Origin of the sequence: Alkalilimnicola ehrlichii MLHE-1, from assembly GCF_000014785.1 — a bacterium.
Classification (GTDB): Bacteria; Pseudomonadota; Gammaproteobacteria; order Nitrococcales; family Halorhodospiraceae; genus Alkalilimnicola; species Alkalilimnicola ehrlichii.
On record NC_008340.1, the window covers coordinates 336055 to 358188 of the forward strand.

At 67.3% G+C, this 22134-nt stretch carries 25 protein-coding genes; 13 read left to right on the forward strand and 12 right to left on the reverse strand.

The genetic code is table 11. The features are described 5' to 3' along the window. The first annotated feature begins 50 nt into the window (after positions 1–50). Genes coxB through MLG_RS01485 form a run of 5 tightly spaced genes read left to right on the forward strand, consistent with a single transcriptional unit; the run spans position 51 to position 4146 of the window. Entirely contained in the window at positions 51–986 is a 936-nt protein-coding gene (coxB, locus tag MLG_RS01470) for a cytochrome c oxidase subunit II (protein WP_011628044.1), read from the forward strand. Then, positions 987–2567, forward strand: a complete 1581-nt coding sequence (gene ctaD, locus MLG_RS01475; protein WP_011628045.1) for a cytochrome c oxidase subunit I — start codon at positions 987–989, stop codon at positions 2565–2567. Between the two features lie 32 nt (positions 2568–2599). After that, positions 2600–2725 (forward strand): hypothetical protein, encoded by a 126-nt coding sequence (locus MLG_RS15800; RefSeq protein ID WP_269490049.1) that lies wholly within the window; start codon positions 2600–2602, stop codon positions 2723–2725. Beyond that, positions 2712–3254, forward strand: a complete 543-nt coding sequence (locus MLG_RS01480; protein ID WP_011628046.1) for a cytochrome c oxidase assembly protein — start codon at positions 2712–2714, stop codon at positions 3252–3254. The genes MLG_RS15800 and MLG_RS01480 overlap by 14 nt, the downstream gene beginning before the upstream one ends. 31 nt (positions 3255–3285) lie before the next feature. Continuing rightward, entirely contained in the window at positions 3286–4146 is an 861-nt protein-coding gene (locus MLG_RS01485) for a cytochrome c oxidase subunit 3 (RefSeq protein WP_011628047.1), read from the forward strand. A gap of 24 nt (positions 4147–4170) precedes the next feature. Here MLG_RS01485 and MLG_RS01490 read toward each other — a convergent pair whose 3' ends face one another. Next, complete coding sequence (locus tag MLG_RS01490; RefSeq protein WP_011628048.1) at positions 4171–4398, reverse strand: twin transmembrane helix small protein; 228 nt, start codon at positions 4396–4398, stop codon at positions 4171–4173. A 51-nt stretch (positions 4399–4449) separates the two neighbouring features. Here MLG_RS01490 and MLG_RS01495 point away from each other — a divergent pair, with 51 nt between their 5' ends. Genes MLG_RS01495 through cyoE form a run of 4 tightly spaced genes read left to right on the forward strand, consistent with a single transcriptional unit; the run spans position 4450 to position 7855 of the window. Next, positions 4450–5217 (forward strand): SURF1 family protein, encoded by a 768-nt coding sequence (locus MLG_RS01495; RefSeq protein ID WP_011628049.1) that lies wholly within the window; start codon positions 4450–4452, stop codon positions 5215–5217. Next, positions 5204–5830: a hypothetical protein gene (locus MLG_RS01500; RefSeq protein WP_011628050.1), complete on the forward strand. Its 627-nt coding sequence runs from the start codon at positions 5204–5206 to the stop codon at positions 5828–5830. Before MLG_RS01495 ends, MLG_RS01500 begins: the two co-directional genes overlap by 14 nt. Next, the gene (locus MLG_RS01505; protein ID WP_011628051.1) at positions 5830–6915 is read left to right on the forward strand and encodes a COX15/CtaA family protein; all 1086 of its coding nucleotides are present in this window, start codon (positions 5830–5832) and stop codon (positions 6913–6915) included. The genes MLG_RS01500 and MLG_RS01505 overlap by 1 nt, the downstream gene beginning before the upstream one ends. Positions 6916–6925: 10 nt before the next feature. Continuing rightward, entirely contained in the window at positions 6926–7855 is a 930-nt protein-coding gene (gene cyoE, locus MLG_RS01510) for a heme o synthase (protein WP_011628052.1), read from the forward strand. Positions 7856–7871: 16 nt separating this feature from the next. Here the strand turns inward: cyoE and MLG_RS01515 are convergent, their stop codons facing one another. The 7 genes from MLG_RS01515 to MLG_RS01545 all read right to left on the reverse strand — a co-directional run bounded on the left by MLG_RS01515 (position 7872) and on the right by MLG_RS01545 (position 14084). Beyond that, entirely contained in the window at positions 7872–8270 is a 399-nt protein-coding gene (locus MLG_RS01515) for a gamma-glutamylcyclotransferase family protein (RefSeq protein ID WP_011628053.1), read from the reverse strand. A 6-nt stretch (positions 8271–8276) separates the two neighbouring features. Then, positions 8277–8873, reverse strand: coding sequence for a DUF2845 domain-containing protein (locus MLG_RS01520; RefSeq protein WP_011628054.1), 597 nt, complete (start codon positions 8871–8873; stop codon positions 8277–8279). After that, on the reverse strand, positions 8860–9150 hold the full coding sequence (locus MLG_RS01525; protein ID WP_011628055.1) for a hypothetical protein: 291 nt from the start codon (positions 9148–9150) through the stop codon (positions 8860–8862). The genes MLG_RS01520 and MLG_RS01525 overlap by 14 nt, the downstream gene beginning before the upstream one ends. A gap of 73 nt (positions 9151–9223) precedes the next feature. Further along, positions 9224–10111: an MlaA family lipoprotein gene (locus MLG_RS01530; protein WP_011628056.1), complete on the reverse strand. Its 888-nt coding sequence runs from the start codon at positions 10109–10111 to the stop codon at positions 9224–9226. Positions 10112–10140: 29 nt separating this feature from the next. Next, positions 10141–11208 (reverse strand): ligand-binding sensor domain-containing protein, encoded by a 1068-nt coding sequence (locus tag MLG_RS01535; protein ID WP_011628057.1) that lies wholly within the window; start codon positions 11206–11208, stop codon positions 10141–10143. Then, positions 11198–12631 carry an FAD-binding oxidoreductase gene (locus tag MLG_RS01540; RefSeq protein ID WP_041718183.1) on the reverse strand — a complete coding sequence of 478 codons (1434 nt, stop codon included), beginning with the start codon at positions 12629–12631 and terminating at the stop codon, positions 11198–11200. The genes MLG_RS01535 and MLG_RS01540 overlap by 11 nt, the downstream gene beginning before the upstream one ends. Before the next feature lie 19 nt (positions 12632–12650). Then, complete coding sequence (locus MLG_RS01545) at positions 12651–14084, reverse strand: phospholipase D-like domain-containing protein (protein ID WP_011628059.1); 1434 nt, start codon at positions 14082–14084, stop codon at positions 12651–12653. Between the two features lie 108 nt (positions 14085–14192). Here MLG_RS01545 and MLG_RS01550 point away from each other — a divergent pair, with 108 nt between their 5' ends. From MLG_RS01550 to MLG_RS01560, 3 genes are all read left to right on the forward strand, one after another. After that, positions 14193–15851: a BCCT family transporter gene (locus MLG_RS01550; protein WP_011628060.1), complete on the forward strand. Its 1659-nt coding sequence runs from the start codon at positions 14193–14195 to the stop codon at positions 15849–15851. Between the two features lie 131 nt (positions 15852–15982). Continuing rightward, the gene (gene irrA, locus MLG_RS01555) at positions 15983–16414 is read left to right on the forward strand and encodes an iron response transcriptional regulator IrrA (protein ID WP_011628061.1); all 432 of its coding nucleotides are present in this window, start codon (positions 15983–15985) and stop codon (positions 16412–16414) included. A 105-nt stretch (positions 16415–16519) separates the two neighbouring features. Next, entirely contained in the window at positions 16520–17344 is an 825-nt protein-coding gene (locus tag MLG_RS01560) for a LabA-like NYN domain-containing protein (protein WP_011628062.1), read from the forward strand. 10 nt (positions 17345–17354) lie between these two features. Here MLG_RS01560 and MLG_RS01565 read toward each other — a convergent pair whose 3' ends face one another. The 3 genes from MLG_RS01565 to MLG_RS01575 are packed head-to-tail and all read right to left on the reverse strand — an operon-like array spanning position 17355 to position 20408. Beyond that, a complete protein-coding gene (locus MLG_RS01565; protein WP_011628063.1) occupies positions 17355–18311 on the reverse strand; it encodes an ArsA family ATPase in 957 nt (318 codons plus the stop codon). Between the two features lie 9 nt (positions 18312–18320). Beyond that, positions 18321–18596: a cory-CC-star protein gene (locus MLG_RS01570; RefSeq protein ID WP_011628064.1), complete on the reverse strand. Its 276-nt coding sequence runs from the start codon at positions 18594–18596 to the stop codon at positions 18321–18323. A 51-nt stretch (positions 18597–18647) separates the two neighbouring features. Next, entirely contained in the window at positions 18648–20408 is a 1761-nt protein-coding gene (locus MLG_RS01575; protein ID WP_011628065.1) for a carbon starvation CstA family protein, read from the reverse strand. Positions 20409–20657: 249 nt separating this feature from the next. On the opposite strand from MLG_RS01575, the gene MLG_RS01580 reads away from it, so the two are divergent. Then, positions 20658–21098, forward strand: a complete 441-nt coding sequence (locus MLG_RS01580) for a universal stress protein (RefSeq protein ID WP_011628066.1) — start codon at positions 20658–20660, stop codon at positions 21096–21098. Positions 21099–21146: 48 nt separating this feature from the next. Here MLG_RS01580 and MLG_RS01585 read toward each other — a convergent pair whose 3' ends face one another. Beyond that, positions 21147–22085 (reverse strand): Gfo/Idh/MocA family protein, encoded by a 939-nt coding sequence (locus MLG_RS01585; RefSeq protein ID WP_011628067.1) that lies wholly within the window; start codon positions 22083–22085, stop codon positions 21147–21149. Positions 22086–22134: the final 49 nt, after the last annotated feature.

The window sequence follows — 22134 nt, forward strand, 5'->3', positions numbered from 1 at the left end:
ACATCAATCATAAGGCCGGTAGGGCAACAACACCCGGAGGGGGTCGGAGGATGAAAGCAGCTCTCTTGCTGTGCGGTGTCGGGCTGAGTGCCTTCAGTTCGGCCGCGTTGGGCGGTTTTTCTGCACTCAATATGCCGCGCGGGCCCACAGCCCTCAGCCAGGATGTCTACGACCTGCACATGCTGGTGTTCTGGATCTGTGTGGCGATCGGGGTGGTGGTCTTCGGGGCGATCTTCTATTCGATCCTCACCCACCGGAAGTCGCGCGGGGTCAAACCGTCCCAGTTCTCGCACAGCACCCGGCTCGAGGTGGTCTGGACCATCATCCCCTTCGTCATCCTCATCGTCATGGCAGTGCCCGCCACCAAGACGCTGCTGGACATGGAGGATGTCTCCGACTACGACCTGACCGTCAAGGTCACCGGATACCAATGGCTCTGGCACTACGAGTACATGGACGGTGATGCCGAGGGCACGGCCTTCTACAGCAGCATGGATCGCGACACGCGGCTGGCGCGTATCCGCGCCAACGGCCTCTCCCCCGCGGATGTGGACAATTACCTGCTGGAGGTGGACAACCCGCTGGTGCTGCCGGTCGGCAAGCGGGTGCGCTTCCTGCTGACCTCCAACGACGTGATTCACTCCTGGTGGGTGCCGGAGTTCGGTTGGAAGAAGGACACCATCCCCGGCTTTGTCAACGAGGCCTGGGTGCAGGTGGACGAACCGGGTACCTACCGCGGCCAGTGTGCCGAGCTCTGCGGCCGCGACCACGCCTTCATGCCCATCGTGGTGGTGGTGAAGGAGGAGGAGGACTACCTGGCCTGGGTGGACGAGCAGGTCAACGGCGCCGGCGGGGAGCAGCTGGCGGCCCCCGGGCTGCCGGAGGTGCCGCGGCTGGGTGAGGCCACCGTGATGGGCCTGCTGGCCAATCTGAACGATGACATGCCCAGGGCGACCGTGCCCGAGGCTCGCGGGGGGGAGCGCTAAATGAGTATCACGGTCTCCGAACTGGACTACGACAACCACAAGCCCCAGGGGTTTCTTGACCGCTGGGTCCTGACCACCAGTCACAAGGACATCGGCACCCTCTACCTGGTCTTCTCTCTGACCATGTTCTTTGTCGGTGGGGCCATGGCCATGGTCATCCGCGCCGAGCTGTTTCAGCCCGGCCTGAGCCTGGTGGACCCGCACTTTTTCAACCAGATGACCACCATGCACGCCCTGGTGATGATCTTCGGGGCGGTCATGCCGGCCTTCGTGGGCTTGGCCAACTGGTTGATCCCGATGCAGATCGGGGCGCCGGACATGGCGCTGCCGCGGATGAACAACTGGAGCTTCTGGCTGCTGCCGTTCGCCTTCCTGATGTTGCTGGCAACCCTGATCATGCCCGGCGGCGGCCCCGCTTCGGGGTGGACGCTCTACCCGCCCTTATCGCTGCAGACGGGCATGGCCCTGCCCTTCCTGATCTTCGCCATCCACGTGGCCGGGCTGTCCTCCATCATGGGCGCCATAAACATCATCGTCACCATCCTCAACCTGCGGGCGCCGGGGATGACGCTGATGAAGATGCCCCTGTTCGTCTGGACTTGGCTGATCACCGCCTTCCTGCTGATCGCGGTGATGCCGGTGCTGGCCGGTGCGGTGACCATGCTGCTCACCGACGCCTACTTCGGCACCAGCTTCTTCTCGGCCGCCGGCGGCGGTGACCCGGTAATGTACCAGCACATCTTCTGGTTCTTCGGGCACCCCGAGGTCTACATCATGATCCTGCCGGCCTTCGGCATCGTTTCGGCGATCATCCCGGCCTTCGCCCGCAAGCCGCTGTTCGGCTATGCCTCCATGGTCTACGCGACCGCCGCCATCGCCTTCCTGTCGTTCATCGTCTGGGCGCACCACATGTTCACGGTGGGAATGCCCACGGCCGGTGTGCTGTTCTTCATGTACGCCACCATGCTGATCGCGGTGCCCACCGGGGTGAAGGTGTTCAACTGGGTGGCCACCATGTGGCGGGGCGCCATGACCTTCGAGACCCCCATGCTGTTCAGCATCGCCTTCGTGGTGCTGTTCACCATCGGCGGGCTCTCCGGGATCATGCTGGCCATCGCCCCGGCGGACTTCCAGTACCACGATACCTACTTTGTGGTGGCGCACTTCCACTACGTGCTGGTCACCGGCTCGGTGTTTGCCATCTTCGCCGCCGTCTACTACTGGATTCCCAAGTGGACGGGGGTGATGTACGACGAGTTCCTGGGCAAGGTGCACTTCTGGCTGTCGGTGGTCTCGGTGAACGTGCTCTTCTTCCCGCAGCACTTCCTGGGGCTGGCCGGCATGCCGCGGCGCACCGCCGATTACGCCCTGCAGTTCGCCGAGTGGAACATGATCTCCTCCATCGGGGGCTTCGCCTTCGGCGTCAGCCAACTGCTGTTCCTGTATATCGTCATCAAGTGCATGCGCGGCCAGGGTGAGCCGGCCCCGGCCCGCTCCTGGGAAGGGGCCGAGGGGCTGGAGTGGGAGCTGCCCTCGCCGGCCCCGCACCACACGTTCTCCAAGCCGCCGGTGATCAAATGAACCACGGCCTGGACACCCATGCGGGAGGGCGCGTGAACCAGCAACGTCGGCGGATGGACAGGGCCACCCGCCGCCGGGTCTTCATCTCGGTGGCGATCCTGGCGGCGGTGGCCTTCGGACTCTACCTGTATACGGTTATCAGCCATGTACGTGCGTGAACAGATTCGGCACTGGCCCCTGGTCACCAAGCTGTTGGTGGTTTGCGCTCTGATGTTCGCCTTCGGCTACGCCATGGTGCCGATCTACCGGGTGGTCTGTGAGATCACTGGCCTTAACGGCTACCTGGACGCCGGGCCACGGGCCGCCGCCGCCGCGGTGGACCGGGTGGATACCAGCCGCAAGGTCACTGTGCAATTCGTCGGCCAGATCAATGGCAACGGGCCGTGGGAGTTCCGGCCCTCCGAGCGGAGCATGCAGGTCCACCCCGGCGAGATCTACACCACCACCTACTACGCGGCGAACAAGACCGGCAGCGCGCGGGCGGGCCAGGCCAGTTACAACATGACGCCGGGTACCGCGGCCCGCTACTTTGCCAAGCCCGATTGCTTCTGCTTCACCCGCCAGGAGTTTGCGGCCGAGGAGGGGCGCAAGATGCCGGTCACCTTTTTCATCGACCCGGATCTCCCGGAAGAGGTGAATACGGTCACGCTCTCCTACACGCTGTTCGATTTGGGGAGCGACGGCTGATGGGGCATCGAATAAAGAGGAGTACAAGCCCATGAGTAGCGCGCACGGGGGGTATTACGTCCCACACACTAGCTACTGGCCGATGGTCGGCTGCGCCGGGGTGATGGCCTTGGTGGCGGGCTTTGCCGCCTTCCTGGTGGGGGCGGGCTGGGGCCTGCCGCTGTCGCTGGCGGGGGTGGTCATCATCATCCTGATGATGATCGGCTGGTTCGGTGACGTGATCCGGGAGAAGCGCCAGGGGCTCTACAACGACCAGATGGAGCGCTCCTTCCGCTGGGGGATGATCTGGTTCATCTTCTCGGAAGTGATGTTTTTCGGGGCCTTTTTCGGGGCCCTGTTCTACGCCCGGGTGTTCTCCATCCCGTGGCTCGGAGGGGATGACCCGGCGACCAGCCAGTTCATCTGGGATTCGGTGGTACTGAGTTGGCCCACCGCCGGGCCGGGCTTTCTGGACCTGGACTTCCAGGTGATGGGTGCCTGGGGGTTGCCGGCGCTCAATACCGCCATCCTCCTCACCAGCGGCGTGACCCTCACCATTGCCCACCACGCCATCAAGGAGGACCACCATCAGCGCGTGGTGTGGGGGCTGGTGGCCACCATTCTCCTGGGGACGCTCTTCCTGGGCATTCAGATGTACGAGTACGTCCACGCCTACCAGGACCTGAACCTGCGGCTGGACACCGGGATCTACGGCTCGACCTTCTTCATGCTCACCGGCTTCCACGGCCTCCACGTCTTTATCGGAGCGCTGATGCTGGCGGTGATGCTGGTGCGGGTGCTCAAACGGCACTTCAGTGCCGATGACCACTTTGGCTTCGAGGCGGCGGCCTGGTACTGGCACTTTGTGGATGTGGTCTGGCTGCTGCTCTTTATCTTCGTCTACGTCCTGTGACGGCGGGAGGGTGACGGTGACGGGTCAGCCGACGTGCAGGGGCGAGGGGTTGGGCACCACCAGCCCGCTGGCGATGGCCACCAGCACCAGCACGAAGACCACCACCGAGAGCCCGATGCGCCAAGTCAGGGCGCGCACCACGCGCCGCTGGTCACTGCCGTCCCGGCTGAGGGCGACGGCGGCCGCGCCCAGGTTCCAGATGATGGCGAGCAGGGCGAGGACGACGAGACCCTTGAAGATGACGGTGGCCATGATGGGGTTGCGCTCCGTGGCATCGAAATCAGACCGCCATTATAGGAAATCATGGCCTCGCCCGCGCCACCGCTGATGCACGGGCTGCAGGTCGGGCGCTACCGGTTTCGGCCCGGGCTCTGGCCGACGGTGGCTTTCCTGCTGCTGCTGCCGGTGCTTCTCGGCCTTGGCTTCTGGCAGTTGGACCGGGCCGATCAGCGTCAGGCCGCGGTGGATGCCCTGGCCGAGGGCGAACGGGCGCCGGTGGTGCAGCTGGATCGCGAGCAGCCGGCCTATGACACCGTCCGCCACCACCGGGGCCAGGCCACCGGGGAACCGGTGGTGGACCGGGTGTTCCTGGTGGACAACCAGGTGCATCAGGGGCGTCACGGCTACCGGGTGCTGCAGCCCTTCCGGCTTTCCGGCAGCGAGACCGTGTTACTGGTGGATCGTGGTTGGGTGGAGGCGGCCGAGGCGCGTTCGGAACTGCCCGCACCGGAGTGGCCCTCCTGGGGTGTGCTGGTGGAAGGGGTGATCGACAGCGGGCCGTCGGTGGGTCTGCGTCTCGGCGAACCGGCCGAGGAGCACGCTCGCTGGCCCCGCCGACTGCAGTATCTGGACTACGATTACGTGGCCGGGGAGCTGGACCGCCCGGTGGTGCCCTACCTGTTGCGGCTCAGCCCGGAGCATCCGGCGGCCCTGATCCAGGACTGGAGCCCCACCGTGCTGCCTCCGGAGCGGCATCGTGGTTACGCCCTGCAGTGGTTCGGGCTGGGGTTGGCGCTGGTGGTGATCTGGCTGGTGGTGAATCTGAAACGGGAGCGCGATGACAGAGCGTAAGGTCGAGAGCCCGCCGCGCGGGCGCGGGCGCTGGCAGTTGGTGGCGATCGCGCTGCTCTTCTTCCTGCCGATCGCCGTTGCCTGGCTGCTGGTGGTTAGCGACTGGCGCCCGGACAGCCTGGGTAACCATGGCGAGTTCGTCAGTCCGCCGGAACCGGTGGCGGTGGCCGCGCTCGCCCGGGAGGATGGCAGTGCGCTTCCGGCGCAGGCGCTGCGCGGGCGCTGGAGCATGATGCTGGTGGTGGACGGGCCCTGCGATGAGGCCTGCCAGTCCGTGCTCGATACCCTGGTGCGGGTGCGGATCGCCCTCAACCATGATGCCGACCGGGTTCAGACCCTGCTGGTGCTTCCGGAGGCTGCTGAGCGGCCGGCCCTCAACGGCTTGGGGGAGAGCGAAAGCCTGAGCCTGCTGCGTCACCGGGGGGATGAGGGGATGGCCACCGGCGACGAGGCAGGCCCCTCCGGCTTACGGGTCCACCTGGTCGACCCCGCCGGCGAGCGGATGATGGTGTACCCCCTGCCGTTGGACGGCAGCGGTGTCCTTTCGGACGTTCGCCGACTGCTGCGCGCGTCGGACCGGGAGGCGGAGCGCCGCCGCGAGGAGGGGGTGTGATGGGGGCTCGCGCGTTTCAGCGCCTGGCGCTGCTGCTCACCGTCTGGACCTTCATGGTGGTGGTGCTCGGGGCCACCGTGCGGCTGATGGACGCCGGCCTGGGTTGCCCGGACTGGCCCGGCTGCTACGGTCGGCTGGTGGTGCCGCAGAGTGAGCCGGCGATCAGTCAGGCCAATCTGGCCTTTCCCGAACGGCCGGTGGAGGTGGCCAAGGGGTGGTGGGAGATGGCCCATCGCTACGTGGCCGGCCTGCTGGGCTTGATGATCCTGGCGCTGGCGGTGCTCGCTTGGCGCCGTCGCCAGGACCCGTGGCAGCCCGTGGCCCTGCCTGTGGCGGTGGTGTTTGTGGTGCTCTTCCAGTCGGTCCTCGGGGCCTGGACCGTCACCTGGCAGTTGAAGCCCATCGTGGTGGTGGCCCACCTGTTGGGGGGGCTCGCGGTGCTCGCGTTGCTCTGGTGGACCTACCTGCGCAGCCGCCGGGTCGGCCTGGCCGCCGGCGCGCCGGCGGCCGGACCTGCGATGCGGGCGGGTGCACTGGTGGTGCTGGCCGCCGTGGTGGGGCAGGTTGCCCTGGGCGGCTGGGTGAGCGCTAATTATGCCGCGCTGGCCTGTACCGATTTCCCCACCTGTAACGGTTCTTGGTGGCCGCGGGCCGATTTCGCCGAGGCCTTCGTGCTCTGGCGGGGCCTGGGCGTCAATTACGAGTTCGGCATCCTGGACAACCCGGCGCGGGTGGCCATTCAGCTGAGCCACCGGATCGGCGCGGTGGTGGTGGTGGGCCTGGTGGTGGCGTTTGCCATTGGCCTGTTGCGCGCCAGTTCCCACCGTGCGCTGCGCCGTGGGGCCTGGCTGCTGTTGGCACTGACCCTGGCCCAGTTTGCGCTGGGGGCGGCCAATGTGCTGCTGTCCCTGCCCCTAGGGCTGGCGGCGGCGCATACGGCGGGCGCTGCGTTGCTACTGTTGGCGACGGTGCACGTGACCCATCTGCTTTTCGCCCCCACCGCCGAGGCTGCGGCGGTGGGGGGCCGCTCCCGGTCGTCGCCGGCCCCTGCCGGCGGTGCGGTCCTGGAGCAGCCATCCGGTTAGGGGTATCGCCATGAAGAGTCGGGCAGAGAGTGTGCAGGACGTTGTGACCCCCGCGGGTGGGGTGTGGGTCCATTGGCGGGACTACCTCACCCTGACCAAGCCGCGGGTGGTGGTGTTGATGGTCTTCACCGCCATCGTCGGGATGTTTCTGGCCAGTCCGGGGCAGGTGCCCTGGGTGGCGTTGACCGTGGGCAGCCTGGGGATTGCCCTGGCCGCCGGCTCCGCGGCGGCCCTGAACCACTTGGCGGATCAACGCATCGACGCCATCATGGCGCGCACCCGCCGCCGACCGCTGCCCTCCGGCCACCTGCGACCGCTACAGGTGCTGGGCTTTTCGTCCTTGCTCGGGGTGGCCGGGCTGGGGATGCTGGCGCTGTGGATAAATCCGCTGACCGCGGCGCTCACCTTCGCCTCATTGATCGGTTATGCCCTGGTCTACACCCTTTACCTCAAGCGCGCTACGCCGCAGAACATCGTGATCGGCGGGGCCGCCGGCGCAGCGCCCCCGCTGTTGGGCTGGACGGCGGTGACCGGCAGTGTCGATGCCCATGCCCTGCTGTTGTTCCTCATTGTCTTCGTCTGGACGCCGCCCCACTTCTGGGCCCTGGCGGTGGCCCGGTTGAAGGACTATGAGCGTGCGGACGTGCCCATGCTGCCGGTGGTCTACGGTGAGCGCTTCACCCGTTGGCAGATCCTGCTGTACACCGTGCTGTTGCTGGCGGTCAGCCTGCTGCCCTGGGCCACTTTCATGGGCGGGTGGCTGTACCTGGCGGCGGCGGTGGGCCTGGGTGGCTGGTACCTGATGTTGAACGTGCGGCTGCTGCTGACACCCGGGCCACGCCTGCCGATGCGGTCCTTCCGCTTCTCGATCATCTACCTCTTCGGGTTGTTTGCCGCCCTGCTGGTGGATCGGCAGTTGCCGGTATGGTTGGGCGCCTGAGGCGGGGGGCGGGTGCTTAGGCGGGCCAACGGCCGTCGGGCAGCCGCACCGCGTTACGTGGCACGCGATTCAGCCAGTAGATCCAGACCGGTCGTGGCGGGCCCTTCCCGGGCCGCGCCCGCACCACTTCGCGCCGGTACAGGCCGGCCTCCGGCCGATGCGGGGTCGCCCCCTCGTAGTCGTCCAGCAGCGGCAGCAGGCGTTTCGGCTGCAACAGGGTGACGATCCGGCCTTCGATTCGGCTGTCGCTGCGGGTGGCCGGGATGGCCCCGGGATAGGGGCCCAGGTCCAGTAGTTCGCCGCGGACCCAGGCCCGCGGCCCCATGAGCGCATAGCGATCCATGGCCTCCCGCACGGTGGGGTCCGGGGCGCCGTGGATCAGCGTGCCGTAGACGAAAAGCTCCCGTGGTCCCATGGGCGTTCAGTTGCCGTGGCGTTCGCCCCGTTCGACACGTTCCACCTCGCCTCGGTGCAGGATTACCAGGCGGTAGAAATGCTGGGGGCCGAAGTCATAGAGCCATTCCTCAACGATGCGTTCCGGGCCGCCGTACCAAGGAGCCCGTGGCGGGCTGGATCCGGCCCGGCGGCGGATGGTCAGCGAGTCGGGCTCGCCGCAGCGGGCCACCAACTCCAACTCGCTCATGCCCGCGCGCAGATCGCGCGGCCGGCAACTGCCCGGGCTGTCCGGATTGAAGCCGTAACCGGCGGTCTCGATCTGGCGCAGGCGGCCGTGGCGGAACCGCAGTACGCGCATCAGGCGCTGCGGCCCGAGGTTGTAATACCAGACCTCCTCTTCGGCGATCCAGCCCCGTGCCGGCAGATAGCTGGACCAAACCATGCTGCGGTGATCGGGCTCGCCGCAGGCGGAGCGCACGTCGTAGTCCCGATCCCCGGTGGTGACCAGGCGGGCGCCGCAGCGCATGCTGGCCTCGGTCGGCGCTGCGACCGCCAACAGCACCAGGGCGATTAGGCCGAGGGTGAGGGTGTGGAGCATGGCATTGCGGTCAGGCGTATTCATCGATCCCCAGGGAGGGGCGGTCGCGTGGTGCCGCCGGCGCCTGATCGTCGGTGCGCTGGTCACGGCGGACGGCGCTGTCCGTGGGCGCACCGGCCCGCCGCGGGCGCGACCCGGCGGTGAGCGGCCGGTGCTCGCGACGTTCCTCGCCGGTGTCCTCCTGCTGCCGGGGGTGAACCACCGGGTAGGGGCTGACCGGCAGGATGCTTTCTATGGTGGGTGGCGTGCGCGGTTTGGCGGCGTTGCGCACCGGGTCCACCAGCGGTGGCACCTGCAGCATGGGAACCTCCCGGCGCCGAGCGCCTACGACCTCATGCCCTTACCGGAAAGTGTACCCCATGCGCCGGTCGGCTTCAGTCCCAGTCGCCGTCACCTTCGTCCCACTCCTCGTCCCATTCATCGGACCACTCGTCATCCCATTCGTCGTCCCACTCGTCGTCCCGCCCGGTCAGACGCCCCGCACGTTGCTGCTGGTAGGCCTCGCGCATGAAGACATAGGGGTCGGCCCCCGACTCTTCCATGATCCGGGTGGCGGGCAGCAGGCGGGCCCGGGTGTCGATGATGTCCACGGCGGCCAGGGTCCAGCGCACGTCGCGCTCCTGGTCTGTCCAATGGGTGGGGCCGGTATACTCCCGGGTCAGGTACTGGACGCCCAACCCCGTGGCGTCGCGGATGTTGCTGGGCCCGAGGAAGGGCAGGACCAGGTAGGGGCCGGTGTCCAGACCCCAGGTGCCCAGGGTGAGGCCAAAGTCGGTCCGCTGGCGCTCCAGGCCTAGCCCGCCGGCGACGTCGAACAGCCCCAGCAGGCCGAAGGTGGAATTGAACAGGAAGCGCAAGGTGCCCTCGGTGGCGGCCCCGGCGTTGCCCTGCAGCCCGTGGTTTACCACGTTGACCGGTTCACCCAGGTTGGCAAAGAAGTTCGTGATCCGGTTCCGTCCCGGCTCCGGCACGGCCCTGACGTAACCGCGGGCCACCGGACGGGCCACGGTGCGGTCGAAGAAGTCGTTGAAGGCGAACACCACGCGGTTGTAGCGCTCCAGCGGATCCCGGGTGCGGGGTTCGCCCTCCCAGGCGGCCCAATCCTCGTCCCAATCGGTGGCCTCGGTCGCGGTACCGGCGTCCCCGGTGGCGCCGTCGCCGGGCGCCGTGGACGCCGGCGCCGGCCCGTCCCCACCGTTGGCGCAGGCGCTGAGCAGCAGCAGGGCGGCGAGCAGGGGCAACAGTCGGGTGGGCAATCTCATCACAGCAGGGTGTCCCTATCGATCGTGGCTCAGGGGTGGTTCGGCGGTGGTCGCCGGCCGGTCACCGCCGGCACGTGCATCATAGCCCAGGTCATGACCCCGGCGAGGATGGCCATCACCAGGATAGGGACCTGCCAGCCGCGGTCCCGCTCCAATTGGTAGATGGCGCCCGCGGCGGCCAGGTGCTGATCACCGTCGATGTGAAAACGGCTGACCGGCGCCTGTGGGCCCTCGTCGCGCATGGGGACACTGCGCCAGGGTGTCGGCCGGCCGTCGCGATTGCTCTCGTCGGCGACCCAAATCCCCTCGTCGCTGGCCGCCCAGACCCGGCCACGGGCGTCCGCGGCCAGATCGAGCACCCGGAAGCCATGCCGTCCGGTGCCCAGGGCCTGCCAGCGTTCCCCGGGTTGGGACTGCCACCAGGCGCCGCGGTCGCTGCCCAGGATGATGCCACCCTCCCGGCGGAGCAGGGAGAATCCACGGGCATGGCGGTGCAGACCCTCGCTGTTGGGACGCCAGTCGGCCCCCGGGTCTGGCCGGTAATAGGCGCCTTCCGCCACCGTCCCCACGTGGTCCCCGCCCTGGGTATCCCGGGCGTAGTGATAGATGTGGACCCCCGCCGGCAGCCCGCGGCTGTGGTCGGCGTGCCAACGCCCCTGGTCATCCCGCCGGTAGAGCCCCTGGTCGGGGCTAAGCAGGCGCAGGCCGTCCGGCAGAGGCTCGAACTGCAGCACCCACAGCCCCTCCGGCAGACCCCGCTCCACCGGTGCCCACTGGCGCCCGTCCGGCGAGGCGTACACCCCTCGGATGGTTCCGGCCAGCAGCCCATCACCGTCCGGCAGCAGCCAGGTGATCGCGGGCAGGCCGGTATTGTGCAGGCGCCACGGACCGCCCGGGTCACGTTCCAGCACGGCGCCGGATTGGGCCCCGGCGAACAGGCGCCCGTCAGGGGCGGTGGTGAGGGCCATGAAGTGTTCGCCGGGATAGGGGCTGATCGGCACCCAGTGTTCCCGGTCGCCGACCCAGGCGGTGCCGGCGAGGTACAGCAGGCCGGCGACCAGGGCGGGCACACCGAGTTGCAGGGCCTTAGCGCTCATCGCCGGGAATCAGCTTGCCGGGATTGAGCCGCTGATCCGGGTCCAGCGCGCGCTTGATGCTGCGCATCAGGTCCAGTTCCACCGGCGACTTATGGCGGCGCAGGGCATCGGCCTTGAGCAGGCCCACGCCGTGCTCGGCAGCGATGGAGCCGCCCATCTCGGTCACCAACTCATGGATCAGTTCGTTGTAGTGATCCCACCGGGCGAGAAAGACCTCCGGGGCCTCGCCTTCGGGCTGGCTGAGGTTGAAATGCAGGTTGCCGTCGCCCACGTGGCCGAAGGTGCAAAGGCGCACCCTCGGATCCTCGGCGCGGATCCGTGCCTCCGCGGCGGTCAGAAAGTCCGGGAGGCGCGAGGTGGCGACGGCGATATCGTGCTTGATGCTGGCGCCAGCGCGGCTCTGACCGCCCGGGATGCCCTCGCGTATGGCCCACAGGCGCCGCCCGTCCTGGGCATCCGCGGCCAGCACCGCGTCCAGCACCTCGCCCTGCTCCCGGGCAGTGGCCAGGCTTTCGCTCAGCGCCGCCCGCAGCCCGGCCCGGGGGCTGGGGCTGGCCAGCTCCACCAGCAGATACCAGGGGGCATCCTCCGGCAGTCGTGCCGGGGGGGCGCCGGCCTCCTCCCGGCCCAATCGGAAGGCGAGGGCGCTCATCAGCTCGCAGGCGGTGACGGTGTCACCGCTGTCCGCCTGCAGGCGGCGCAATAGGGCAATGGCCCGGCGCGGGTCGGTGACCGCCACCAGGGCCGTCTGAATGTCCCGGGGCCGGGGGAAGAGGCGGAACACGGCGGCGGTGATGATGCCCAGGGTGCCTTCGCTGCCGATGAACAGATCGCGCAGGTCCAACCCGCTGTTGTCTTTGCGCAGTCCGCGCAGACCGTCCCAGACGCGGCCATCGGCGAGCACCACCTCCAGGCCCAGGGTGAGTTCGCGGGCATTGCCGTAACGCAGCACGTTGGTGCCGCCGGCATTGCTGCCCAGATTGCCGCCGATGCGGCACTGCGCCTCCGAGGGCAGGCTCAGAGGGAAGAGGCGGTCGGCCCCGGCGGCGGCCTGCTGGACGTCCACCAGCCGGCAGCCCGCCTCCACGGTGAGGGTGTTGTTCTCCGGGTCGATGGCGCGGACCCGGTCCATCCGCTCCAGGCTCAGTACCACCTGCCCTTGCTCGCTTTGCGGGGCCCCGCCCCCCACCAGGCCGGTGTTGCCGGACTGGGGGACAATGGCCAGGCCGAGTTCGGCGCAGCAGCGCACGGCGCGGCTCACCGCCTCGGTGGAATCCGGGCGCAGCACGCAGAGCGCCGCGCCGGGAAAGCGGCCGCGCCACTCGCGCAGGTAGGGTGCCATGGCGGGGCCGGGGCCGATCACCGCCTCGGCGCCGAGGCAGTCACGGAGTTGATCCAGGGGGGCGGTGGTTGTGGTGGGCATGGTCATTCCAGCGGTCCGGTCACAGATAAGGGCTCAGCAGCCAGAACAGGGCATCCCGGGCCTTCACCGGCAGAGTGCGCTCATGTAGTTGCGCGGCGTCGGCGGGCTCGCTCCTGTGCTGGGTCTCCCGGCAGTGTGCCACCATCTGCCCGGCAAAGCTGCGATCGTGCGTCTCCAGGGTGAGCTCAAAGTTCAGCCGCAGGCTGCGCGGGTCCAGATTGGCGGAGCCGATGTGGGTGTAATGCTCATCGATGATTAACAGTTTGGTATGGTTAAACGGTGCCGGCTGATACCAGACCTTCACCCCCCAGTGAAGCAGCTCCCAGAGCATGTGGCGACTGGCCCAGTCCACGTAAGGCAGGTTGCTGCGCCGGGGGAGCAGGATATTCACCTCTACGCCCCGAAGCGCCGCCGCCTGCAGGGCGGTGGTGAGGGGGCGGGGGGGCAGGAAATAGGGGGTCATGATCCATACGGACTCCCGCGCGGCGCTGATGGCCGCCACCATAATCATCAACAGCCGGTCCAGATCTTCATTGGGGCCGTCGACAATGGCGCGGCAGGCCGCCTGGCCCTGGGGCTGAAGCGGGACGGGGGGCACGCTCTGTTCACTGCCGGTGGCGAAGGCCCAGTCCTCCAGAAAGACCTGCTCCAGGTTGGCCACCACCGGGCCGGTGACCCGGAAATGCAGATCCTGCACCGGGCGGCGGCCGGCCCCAACGCCGGTGAGGTGGTGCTCGCTGATGTTCATGCCGCCGGTGAAGGCCGTCTCGCCGTCGGCCACCAGCAGTTTGCGGTGGTTGCGCAGATTGACGTAGATCTCCGGGGGCAGGAGTCGGGGCGCGAGGAAGCGGGCGTGGGGAATACCCTGACGGTAGAGCAGGCGGCTGATCCGGGGGAGGTGGGGGAAGGTGTACCACTCGCCGAAGCCGTCCACCAGCACCCGCACATCGACCCCGCGCCGGTGGGCGTGGGCCAGGGCCCGGACGAAGCGCCGGCCGGTGGGGCTGTTGTTAAAGATGTAGGTGCTGAGATAGAGCCGGTGGCGGGCCTGGTCAATGGCCTGCAGCATGCGCGGATAGGCCTGCTCGCCGTTCTGCAGGGCTTCCAGGTGGTTGCCCTGGTAGAGCATCCGTCCGGTGATGGCATCGGCGCTGCGGACCAGTTCGGAACAACTGGCCGCACCGCCGGCCGGGCAGGGGGAGGCGTGTGCCGCCGGAACGTCCGGCACCTCGGCGCCCGGCGAGAGCAGCTTGCGGGCACGGGTGCGTACCCGGTTGATGCCGAAGAAAAAGTAGATCAGCGGGCCGGCTACCGGGAAGGCCAGGCAGACGGCGATCCACGCCATGGCCACGGAGGGCTCGCGTTTGTTGAGCAGGGCGTGGCCGGCGGCGATCGGACCGACCACGGCCTGGGCGATACTCAGCAGAGCCAGCAGTAGGGTAAGCGGTTCCATGGCCTCCCGGTGTCCGGTTTGTGGTGGCCAGCCTCATTGACCGGTTACCCTACCACGCGCGGGGCTTGCGCGCCCCCTGACACAGCCAACCCGAAGGATAAAGCGACCATGGCAGTACAGGCGAAATCCGGATTGCTCAAGGGGATGAACCCAACGGTCACCGTGGTGACGGTGGTGGTCATGCTGGTCTCGGTCATCCTCGGCGCCGGCTGGACGGAGCAATCCGCCGCTGCCATCAGCACGGCGCGTGAGACCCTGAACCCCTTCCTGGAATGGTACTACGTGGTGCTGGTGGCGGTGTTCTTCGTCTTTTGCCTGTGGCTGGGCGTGGGCCGGTACAAGAATGTGCGCCTGGGTGGCGATACCGAGCGGCCGGAGTTCACCACCTTCTCCTGGGTGGCCATGCTGTTTGCGGCCGGAACGGGGGTGGGGATCATCTTCTGGAGCATCGCCGAGCCCATCATGCACTTCGACTCCAACCCCTTCGCTGCCGACGGCAGCCCCGAGTCGGCGGCAGTGGCTATGCGCCTGACCTTCTTTCACTGGGGGCTCCCGGGGTGGGCGATCTTCGGGCTGGTGGGGCTGGTGCTGGCCTATTTCAGTTTCCGTCACAGCCTGCCGTTGACCGTCCGCTCGGCCCTCTACCCCTTCCTGGGGCACCGTATCCACGGCCCGATCGGTGATCTGGTGGACAGCCTGGCGGTGTTCGGCACGGTCTTCGGCATCGCGACGACCCTGGGGTTGGGGGTGCAGCAGATGAACACCGGACTGGGCCAGCTCTTCGGACTGGACACCACGCTCACCCTGCAACTGGGGGTCACCGCGGTGATCATGTTCATCGCCACGGCGTCGGTGGTCTCCGGGGTGAAGCGCGGGGTTCGGCTGCTCTCCGAGGCCAACTTCTGGCTGAGTGTGGTCATTGTGCTCTTTTTCCTGATCTTCGGCCCCACCCACTACCTGTTTGCGCTGACCATCGAGTCCACCGGCGAGTACCTGCAGAACCTGCTGGCCATGACCTTCTACACCCACGCCAACAAGGACACCGGCTGGCAGGCGGAGTGGACAGTCTTCTTCTGGGGCTGGTGGATTGCCTGGTCGCCCTTCGTGGGCATGTTCATCGCCCGCATCTCCCGCGGGCGCACGGTGCGCGAGTTCATGCTCGGGGTGCTGCTGATGCCCACGGTGATCACCTTCGTCTGGATCGGGCTGTTCGGCGGCACCGCCCTGCACCAGGAGCTGTTCGGCGACGGTGGCGTGGTTGCGGCGGTGAGTCAGGATGTCTCGGTGGCCATCTTCCACACCATCGAGGGGATGCAATTGGGCCTTCTGGGGCAGGCGGCGGGGGTGCTGGTCACGGTCCTGATCGCCACCTATCTGATCACCTCCGCCAATGCCGGCACCCTGGTCATCAACACGCTCCTGGCCAATGGGGACACCGATCCGCCCACCGGGCACCGGATCCTCTGGGGCGTGGTGCTGGCCCTGCTGACGGCGGTGCTCCTGGTGGCCGGTGGGCTGGAGACGCTGCAGGCGGCGGTCATTCTGGCGGGGCTGCCCTTTTCGTTAGTGATGGTGGCGATGCTGCTCGGTTTGGTGAAGGCCCTGGAGCAGGAGCGCTACGCACCGCGTCCCGGTGCCCGTACGCTGGCGCCGACCGAACCCTGGGTGGGCATGGACCAGGCCGGCGATACCCTGCACGAGCCCCGCGGCACGGCCGGGGCGGCCGGGGAGTACCAGCCCAGTGCCCGGACCGGCGCCGAGGGCTAGCGCCGGTCCGGCCCCGGCGGGCCCGTGCGGCTCGGGCGGGTGTGGGGCCAAGAGGCTTGCTGCTGCAGGCGCTTAGCTTTAGACTTCAATAAAGTCAAGAACCCGCGGCATTCCGCTGCACGAGGTTGCCCATGAACGATATGCACGAACACGAGCACGACGACATCGTCTCGCGCCTGCGGGACGCGGGCCTGAGACCCACGCGGCAGCGCCTGGCCCTGGCCGATCTGCTGTTCTCCCACGGCGATCGCCACGTGACGGCGGAATCGCTCTACGACGAAGCCCTCGGCCAGGGGGTGCGGGTGTCGCTGGCCACCATCTACAACACCCTGAACCAGTTCACCTCCTCGGGGTTGCTCCGTGAGGTGGTGGTGGACTCCGGCAAGTCCTATTTCGACACCAACACCGAGGCCCACCAGCACGTGTTCAACGAGGACACCGGGGCTATCGACGATGTCCAGCTGAGCCTGGATGCGGAGGAACTCGCCAGCCGCATCGCTGTGCCCGAGGGGCATGAGATCACCGGCGTCGATGTCGTGGTGAGGCTGCGCCGCAGCCAGTGATCCCCCCGGTCCTGACCCCGCGCACCGTGCTCCGGGGGCAGGCCGCCCCCGTTCCCCTCCACCCCCGGGCTCGTATAGGATGCAGCTTTTGCCGGGGGAATGGCCATGGCCGGTAGCCAGGGCGGCGTCGGTATCTATGTGGATGCCGCCAACATCCAGATGAACGGCGGCTTCGGCATGCAGTACGACGTGCTGCGGGAGTTTGCCTGTCGGACCGGGGCCGAGCCCATCCGCCTCAATGCCTATGTGACCTACGATGAGCAGCGGGCCGAGCGCGACCGCGGCTACCACCAGCGGGTGAACAACTTCTTTCAGTCCATCCGCGAGTTCGGCTACAAGGTCATCATCAAGAAGTACCGCTGGTACCGGGACGAGGAGGGCAATGCCTACGCCAAGGCCAACGCCGACCTGGATATGGCGGTGGATGCCCTGCTGCAGTCGCAGAGCCTGACCCGGGTAATGATGGTCACCGGCGACGGGGACTTCGTTCAGGTGGTAAGGGCGCTGCAGAACCAGGGCTGCCGGGTGGAGCTGCTGGCCTTCGACAATATCTCCTCGGAGCTTCGCCGCGAGGCCGATGTGTTCGTCTCCGGCTATCTGGTGCCCGGCCTGCTGCCACCGCGTGAGCAGCAGGGGCGCCCGGTCTGGGGGGAGATGGGCTCACGGGTGCGGGGCATCTGCTATTACCACAGCCCGGACGGGTATGGGTTTCTGCGTTTCATGCGGCGGATCGCCGACCACCTCTGGGTGACCGACACCCGCCATCCCCACTCGCCTTACGCCTCGGCCTATTTCCGTGACAGTGACCTGCCCGCCAATCTCAAGCCCGGCGATCTCCCAAGCCACGGCATCATCCTTGAGTTCGACATCCACCCCTCGTCGGTGAAGGAGGGGGCGCTGGAGGCCAGCGACATCCAGCGCGTGCGCTGAGCCCGGCCGGTCAGCGCCCCGGGTCCAGGGCCCGGGCCATCTCCCGCGCCACCTGGTCGAGCGCTTCGCGGCTGTCCACGTCGCCTGGCAACAGCGGCAGGCGCAACGGGTGCAGATCCGGGAAGTACTCATCGATACGTGCCAGCCAGCGGTGCTCCCGGGCCAGCCGCTCTCGGAAGAAGGGATCGGTGACGCCTTCAGGCAGGAGCTTGTTCACCACCAGGTGGCGCACGTGGATGTTCCAGTCGGCCAGCTCCCGGATGGCGTTGCGGGTCTCGGTGATGGGCAGGTATTCCGGGACGAGGACAAAGACAAAGGCGGTGGTCTGGTCATCCAACAGGATGTCACGCATGGCCGCGGCCCGCTGGCGGCGTCGGCTGAGCACGTCGTAGAGCGGGTCGTCCGGGACCTCGCCGTCGCCCAGCCAGTGGGAGTAGTCCCTGTTGCGTTTGTGGCGCCGCTTGAGCAGCCCGTCCACCCAGGTGCCCATGAGTTCGGGCAGGGTGAGCAGCCGTACCGTATGCCCGGTGGGGGCGGTGTCGAACACCAGCAGGTCATAGGCCTGGGACTCCTCCAGAATCAGGCTGACCATACGGTCGAACAGGGCGGCCTCGGCGGCTCCGGGGGAGTGCGCGGCCAGGTCGATCTGGCGCAGGGCCTCGTCCAGCATGGTGGAGCGCACCGTGCGCCGGATATTCTCCTTGACCCCGTCCAGGTAGCGATGGGTCTCCCGATGGACGTCCACCTCGACGGCGTCCAGGTTGGGGGCGACGCGGGTGATGCCCTCGCCGCCGATGGGGGTGTGAAACAAGTCCGCCAGGTTGTGTGCCGGGTCGGTGGAGACCAGCAGCACCCGCCGGTCCTGGTCCGCCGCATAGAGGGCGAAGGCCGCAGCGGAGGTGGACTTGCCGACCCCGCCCTTGCCGGCGAAGAACACCACCTGCCGGTTCAGCAGTGCGTTATCCATGGGCCCCCCTCAGCAGCAGCGGATGTGGTCCAGTGGGGAATGCTCCATACCCATGCGCCGGTGCCACTCGTGGAACTCCTCAATGATCAGCGGGTAGAGCTCCAGGGTGTGGTAGGAGACGGGGTTGGGCACCCCGAGCATCTCTGAAAAGCACATGAACAGGAACAGGTCGTCCTCATCCCGCAGCTCGCGGATGACCTCGGCCTCATGGCCGAGCCGCAGCATCCGGTCGTAGCGATAAAGCCAGCGGGCGATGGGGTTACGGGGTTCATTCGGGTCGCTCATGGCGGCCTCCCAAATGGGCAGGGCGGGGGCCTGAGGCCCCCGCCGTGACGGTCACTCGGCTTCACGCGCCTCGCGCTCGGCGAGGCGCTTGAGTTCCTCCGGGTTGCGGAATAGGCGCACCGCCTCCAGCAGGATCCAGATGGCAAAGCCCAGGATGATGGCGCCGAGGATGAAGAGCAGCCACTGGGCATCGGCCTCACCGAGACCGGACCAAGTGAAGACCACCTGCTGGATCATGGCCCAGACGGTCATGGTCAGCAGGAAGACCATGGGTACCAGGGTCGGCAGCGGGCTACGGCCCTGGCGGTAGAGCCAGAGCGAGATCAGCATCAGGGTGATGCCGGCCAGCAGCTGGTTGGAGGTGCCGAACAGCGGCCAGAGCAGGAAGCCGCCGGAGCCGAGGCCGCGGCCCCCGTCCGGCAGCAGGACCAGCAGGGCGGTCAGGAACACGGCGATGAAGGTGGCCACGTAGCGCTGGGAGAGCTTAGGCGCGCCGTACTCCACCCCCAGCTCGCCGATGATGTAGCGCAGGAGGCGCACCGCGGAGTCGAGGGTGGTGGCGGCGAAGCTGACGATAATAATGGCCACGATGGTCTGGCCCACGGCCGCCGGGATGCCCAGCCCGGAGATCAGCTCTCCGGCGCCGCCGACGAAGTTGCCCACCCCACCGGCGCCGGCGGCGGCGAAGCTGGAGTAGGCCTCGTGGAAGTCCGTGGTGCTGGCGAAGAAGGTGGCCACCGCCAGAATGGTGATCAACGCCAGTGTGCCCTCGCCCACGGCGCCCAGATAGCCAATGGTACGGGCATCGGTCTCCTTATTGAGCTGCTTGGACGAGGTCCCCGAGGCCACCAGCCCGTGGAAGCCGGAGATGGCGCCGCAGGCGATGGTGATGAACAGCAGCGGGAACCAGGACGTGGTGGCCTCGCTGTTGAAGGCGGGGGCGGTGACGGTGGGCGCGGCGACCAGCAGACCGCCGTAGAGCAGCAGCAGACCCACCACCAGCTGTTGGGCGTTGATGTAGTCGCGCGGCTGCAGCAGCTTCCAGACTGGCAGCGTGCTGGCGACGAAGACGTAGGCCAGCAGGATCAGGATCCAGATCAGGAACGATGCCCCCACGGCGTCCAGACCGAACATGACGTTGGTGGCCTGTTCGCCCCCCATCCAGCCCACCAGGTCGATCTGCAGCGCCGGCACGTAGGTCGCGACCACTGCCGCGCCGTACATTACCGCCAGCGCGACCAGTGAGGGGATAAGCATGTTGCCCTTACGGCGCAGCACCGCGTACCCGATCCAGATGGCCAGCGGGATCTGAATGAAGACCGAGAGCACGGCTGCCGGGTTGCTGATGAACAGGTTGGCGATGACCCAGGCGAAGACCGCGTTCACCATCAGCACGAGGATCAGGATGATAAACAGGAACAACAGCTTGGCCCGCCGCCCCACCAGCCGATTGGCCAGGGTGCCGATGGACTGCCCCTTATGCCGCGCCGACAGCACCAGGGCACCGAAATCGTGTACCCCGGCGGCGAACACCGTGCCCAGCACCACCCAGAGCATGGCCGGCAGCCAGCCCCAGTACATGGCGATGGCCGGCCCTACGATGGGAGCGGCGCCGGCCACGGAGGTGAAGTGGTGGCCCCAGAGCACCCATTTATTGGTGGGGACGAAGTCCACCCCGTCGTTGTAGCGGTTGGCCGGCGTGATGAAATTGGGATCGAGCCGGTAGATGCGCTCGGCCAGGAACTTGGAGTAGTAACGCCAGCCAAGGATGTAGATCAGGCCGGCAATAAAGGCAAGCCAAACTGCGTTCATGATCGTCGTCTCCCAGTGGGGGCTTATCCGTTTCTGGACTATGGTTGTTGGAATCGTTGTTCAGGGACGGTTCTTGTCTAAAGTGGAGCCGTCTATGCTGCAATATGGAAGACCATTGCGCGGTATTACCTTATATGGTCAAACCAGTTCGTGTAAATTGTAGGTGCGTCGCCCGGGTGATTGTAGAATCATGCTGCAGCTCGGAAGCGGCCTTCGCATTATTCAATGACTGACGAGGAGGGTGTAACTATGGGCTCGATTGTCGTGGGGGTGGACGGCTCTGAAGGGTCCCGCCGTGCCCTGCTGGCTGCCCTGGAGGAGGCGCGGTTGCGTAAGTTGCCGCTGCGGACCGTCTACGTGCTGGATCGCCGGTACCTGGATCCGGAGTGGGGTGTGTTGGTGGCGCCGCCCATCAAAGAGCTGGAGAAAGAGGCCCGGGGTATTCTGGAGAAGCTCGTGGCCTCGGTGGCCGATCAGGCCAAGGGCGTGGACGTGCAACAGGAGGTGGTGTTGGCCGAGAAGCACGGTACCGCGCGCACCCTCTTGGACCACGCCTCGGACGCCGAACTGTTGGTGGTGGGGAGCCGCGGCCACGGTGGCTTCGCCGGCCTGTTGTTGGGCTCGGTGAGCCATCAGGTCCTGCAGTTTGCCGACTGTCCAGTGCTGGTGGTGCCGCGCGGCGCACATTGATGCCCAGCCCGCCCTCGCCCCGGCCTGCTCGGGGTGGGGGGCTTTGGGTTAGTACTGCAGTTGTTTGCTGATCTGGATGGCCGTGGCCAGTGCCCGGCGACCGGCGTGGCCGTCCACCAGCGGCGTTCGCCCCTCCCGGATACATGCCGTGAAGTCGCGGATCTCCGCCATCAGGGCGTCGCCATCCTCGAACACCGACTCCTCGCTGATGATCTCCGGTATGCCCGGGAACATCTCCCGGTCACCGGGCCGGTGGTGGGTCAACACCCGGTTCTGGAAGTCCACGGAGACATAGCCGTGGGGCAGGAAGAGCCGCACCTTGCGCTCCACCTTCATGCTGACCCGGCTGGCGGTGACGTTGGCCACGCAGCCCCCGGGGAACTGCAGCCGGGCATTGGCGATGTCGGTGTCCTGGGTGAGCACCGGCACGCCCTTGGCATCGATCCGCTCCGGCGTCTCGTTGACCAGCGAGAGAATGATGTCGATGTCGTGGATCATCAGATCGAGGACCACGCTGACATCCGTGGCCCGCGGCTTGAACGGTGCCAGTCGGTGGCATTCGATGAACCGGGGCGGCTTGTTCTTCATGTCCAGGTCCATCAGCGCCGCATTGAACCGCTCCAGGTGCCCCACCTGGAGCAGGGCACCGTGCCGGTGGGCCAGTTCAATCAACTCGTCGGCCTCATCCAGGGTGGTGGTGATGGGCTTTTCCACCAGCACGTGGACCCCGGCGGAGAGCAGGTCCCGGGTGATCCGGTAGTGCAGCGACGTGGGTGCCGCCACGCTGACGGCGTCGACCTGGCCCAGCAGCGCCCGATGGTCGTCCAGCAGCGGTACGCCATGCTTGTCGGCCACCGCCCGGCCGGCGGCCTCGTCCACGTCCACCACGGCCACCAACTCACAGTCCGGCAGAGCGGCGTATTTGTCGGCGTGAAACCGCCCCAAGTGCCCGGTTCCGACCACGGCACAGCGCAGCTTGCCCGTCATCGCGGCTCCCTATGTTTGAAAGGTTGATAGGGCCGTCAGTATACCGGGA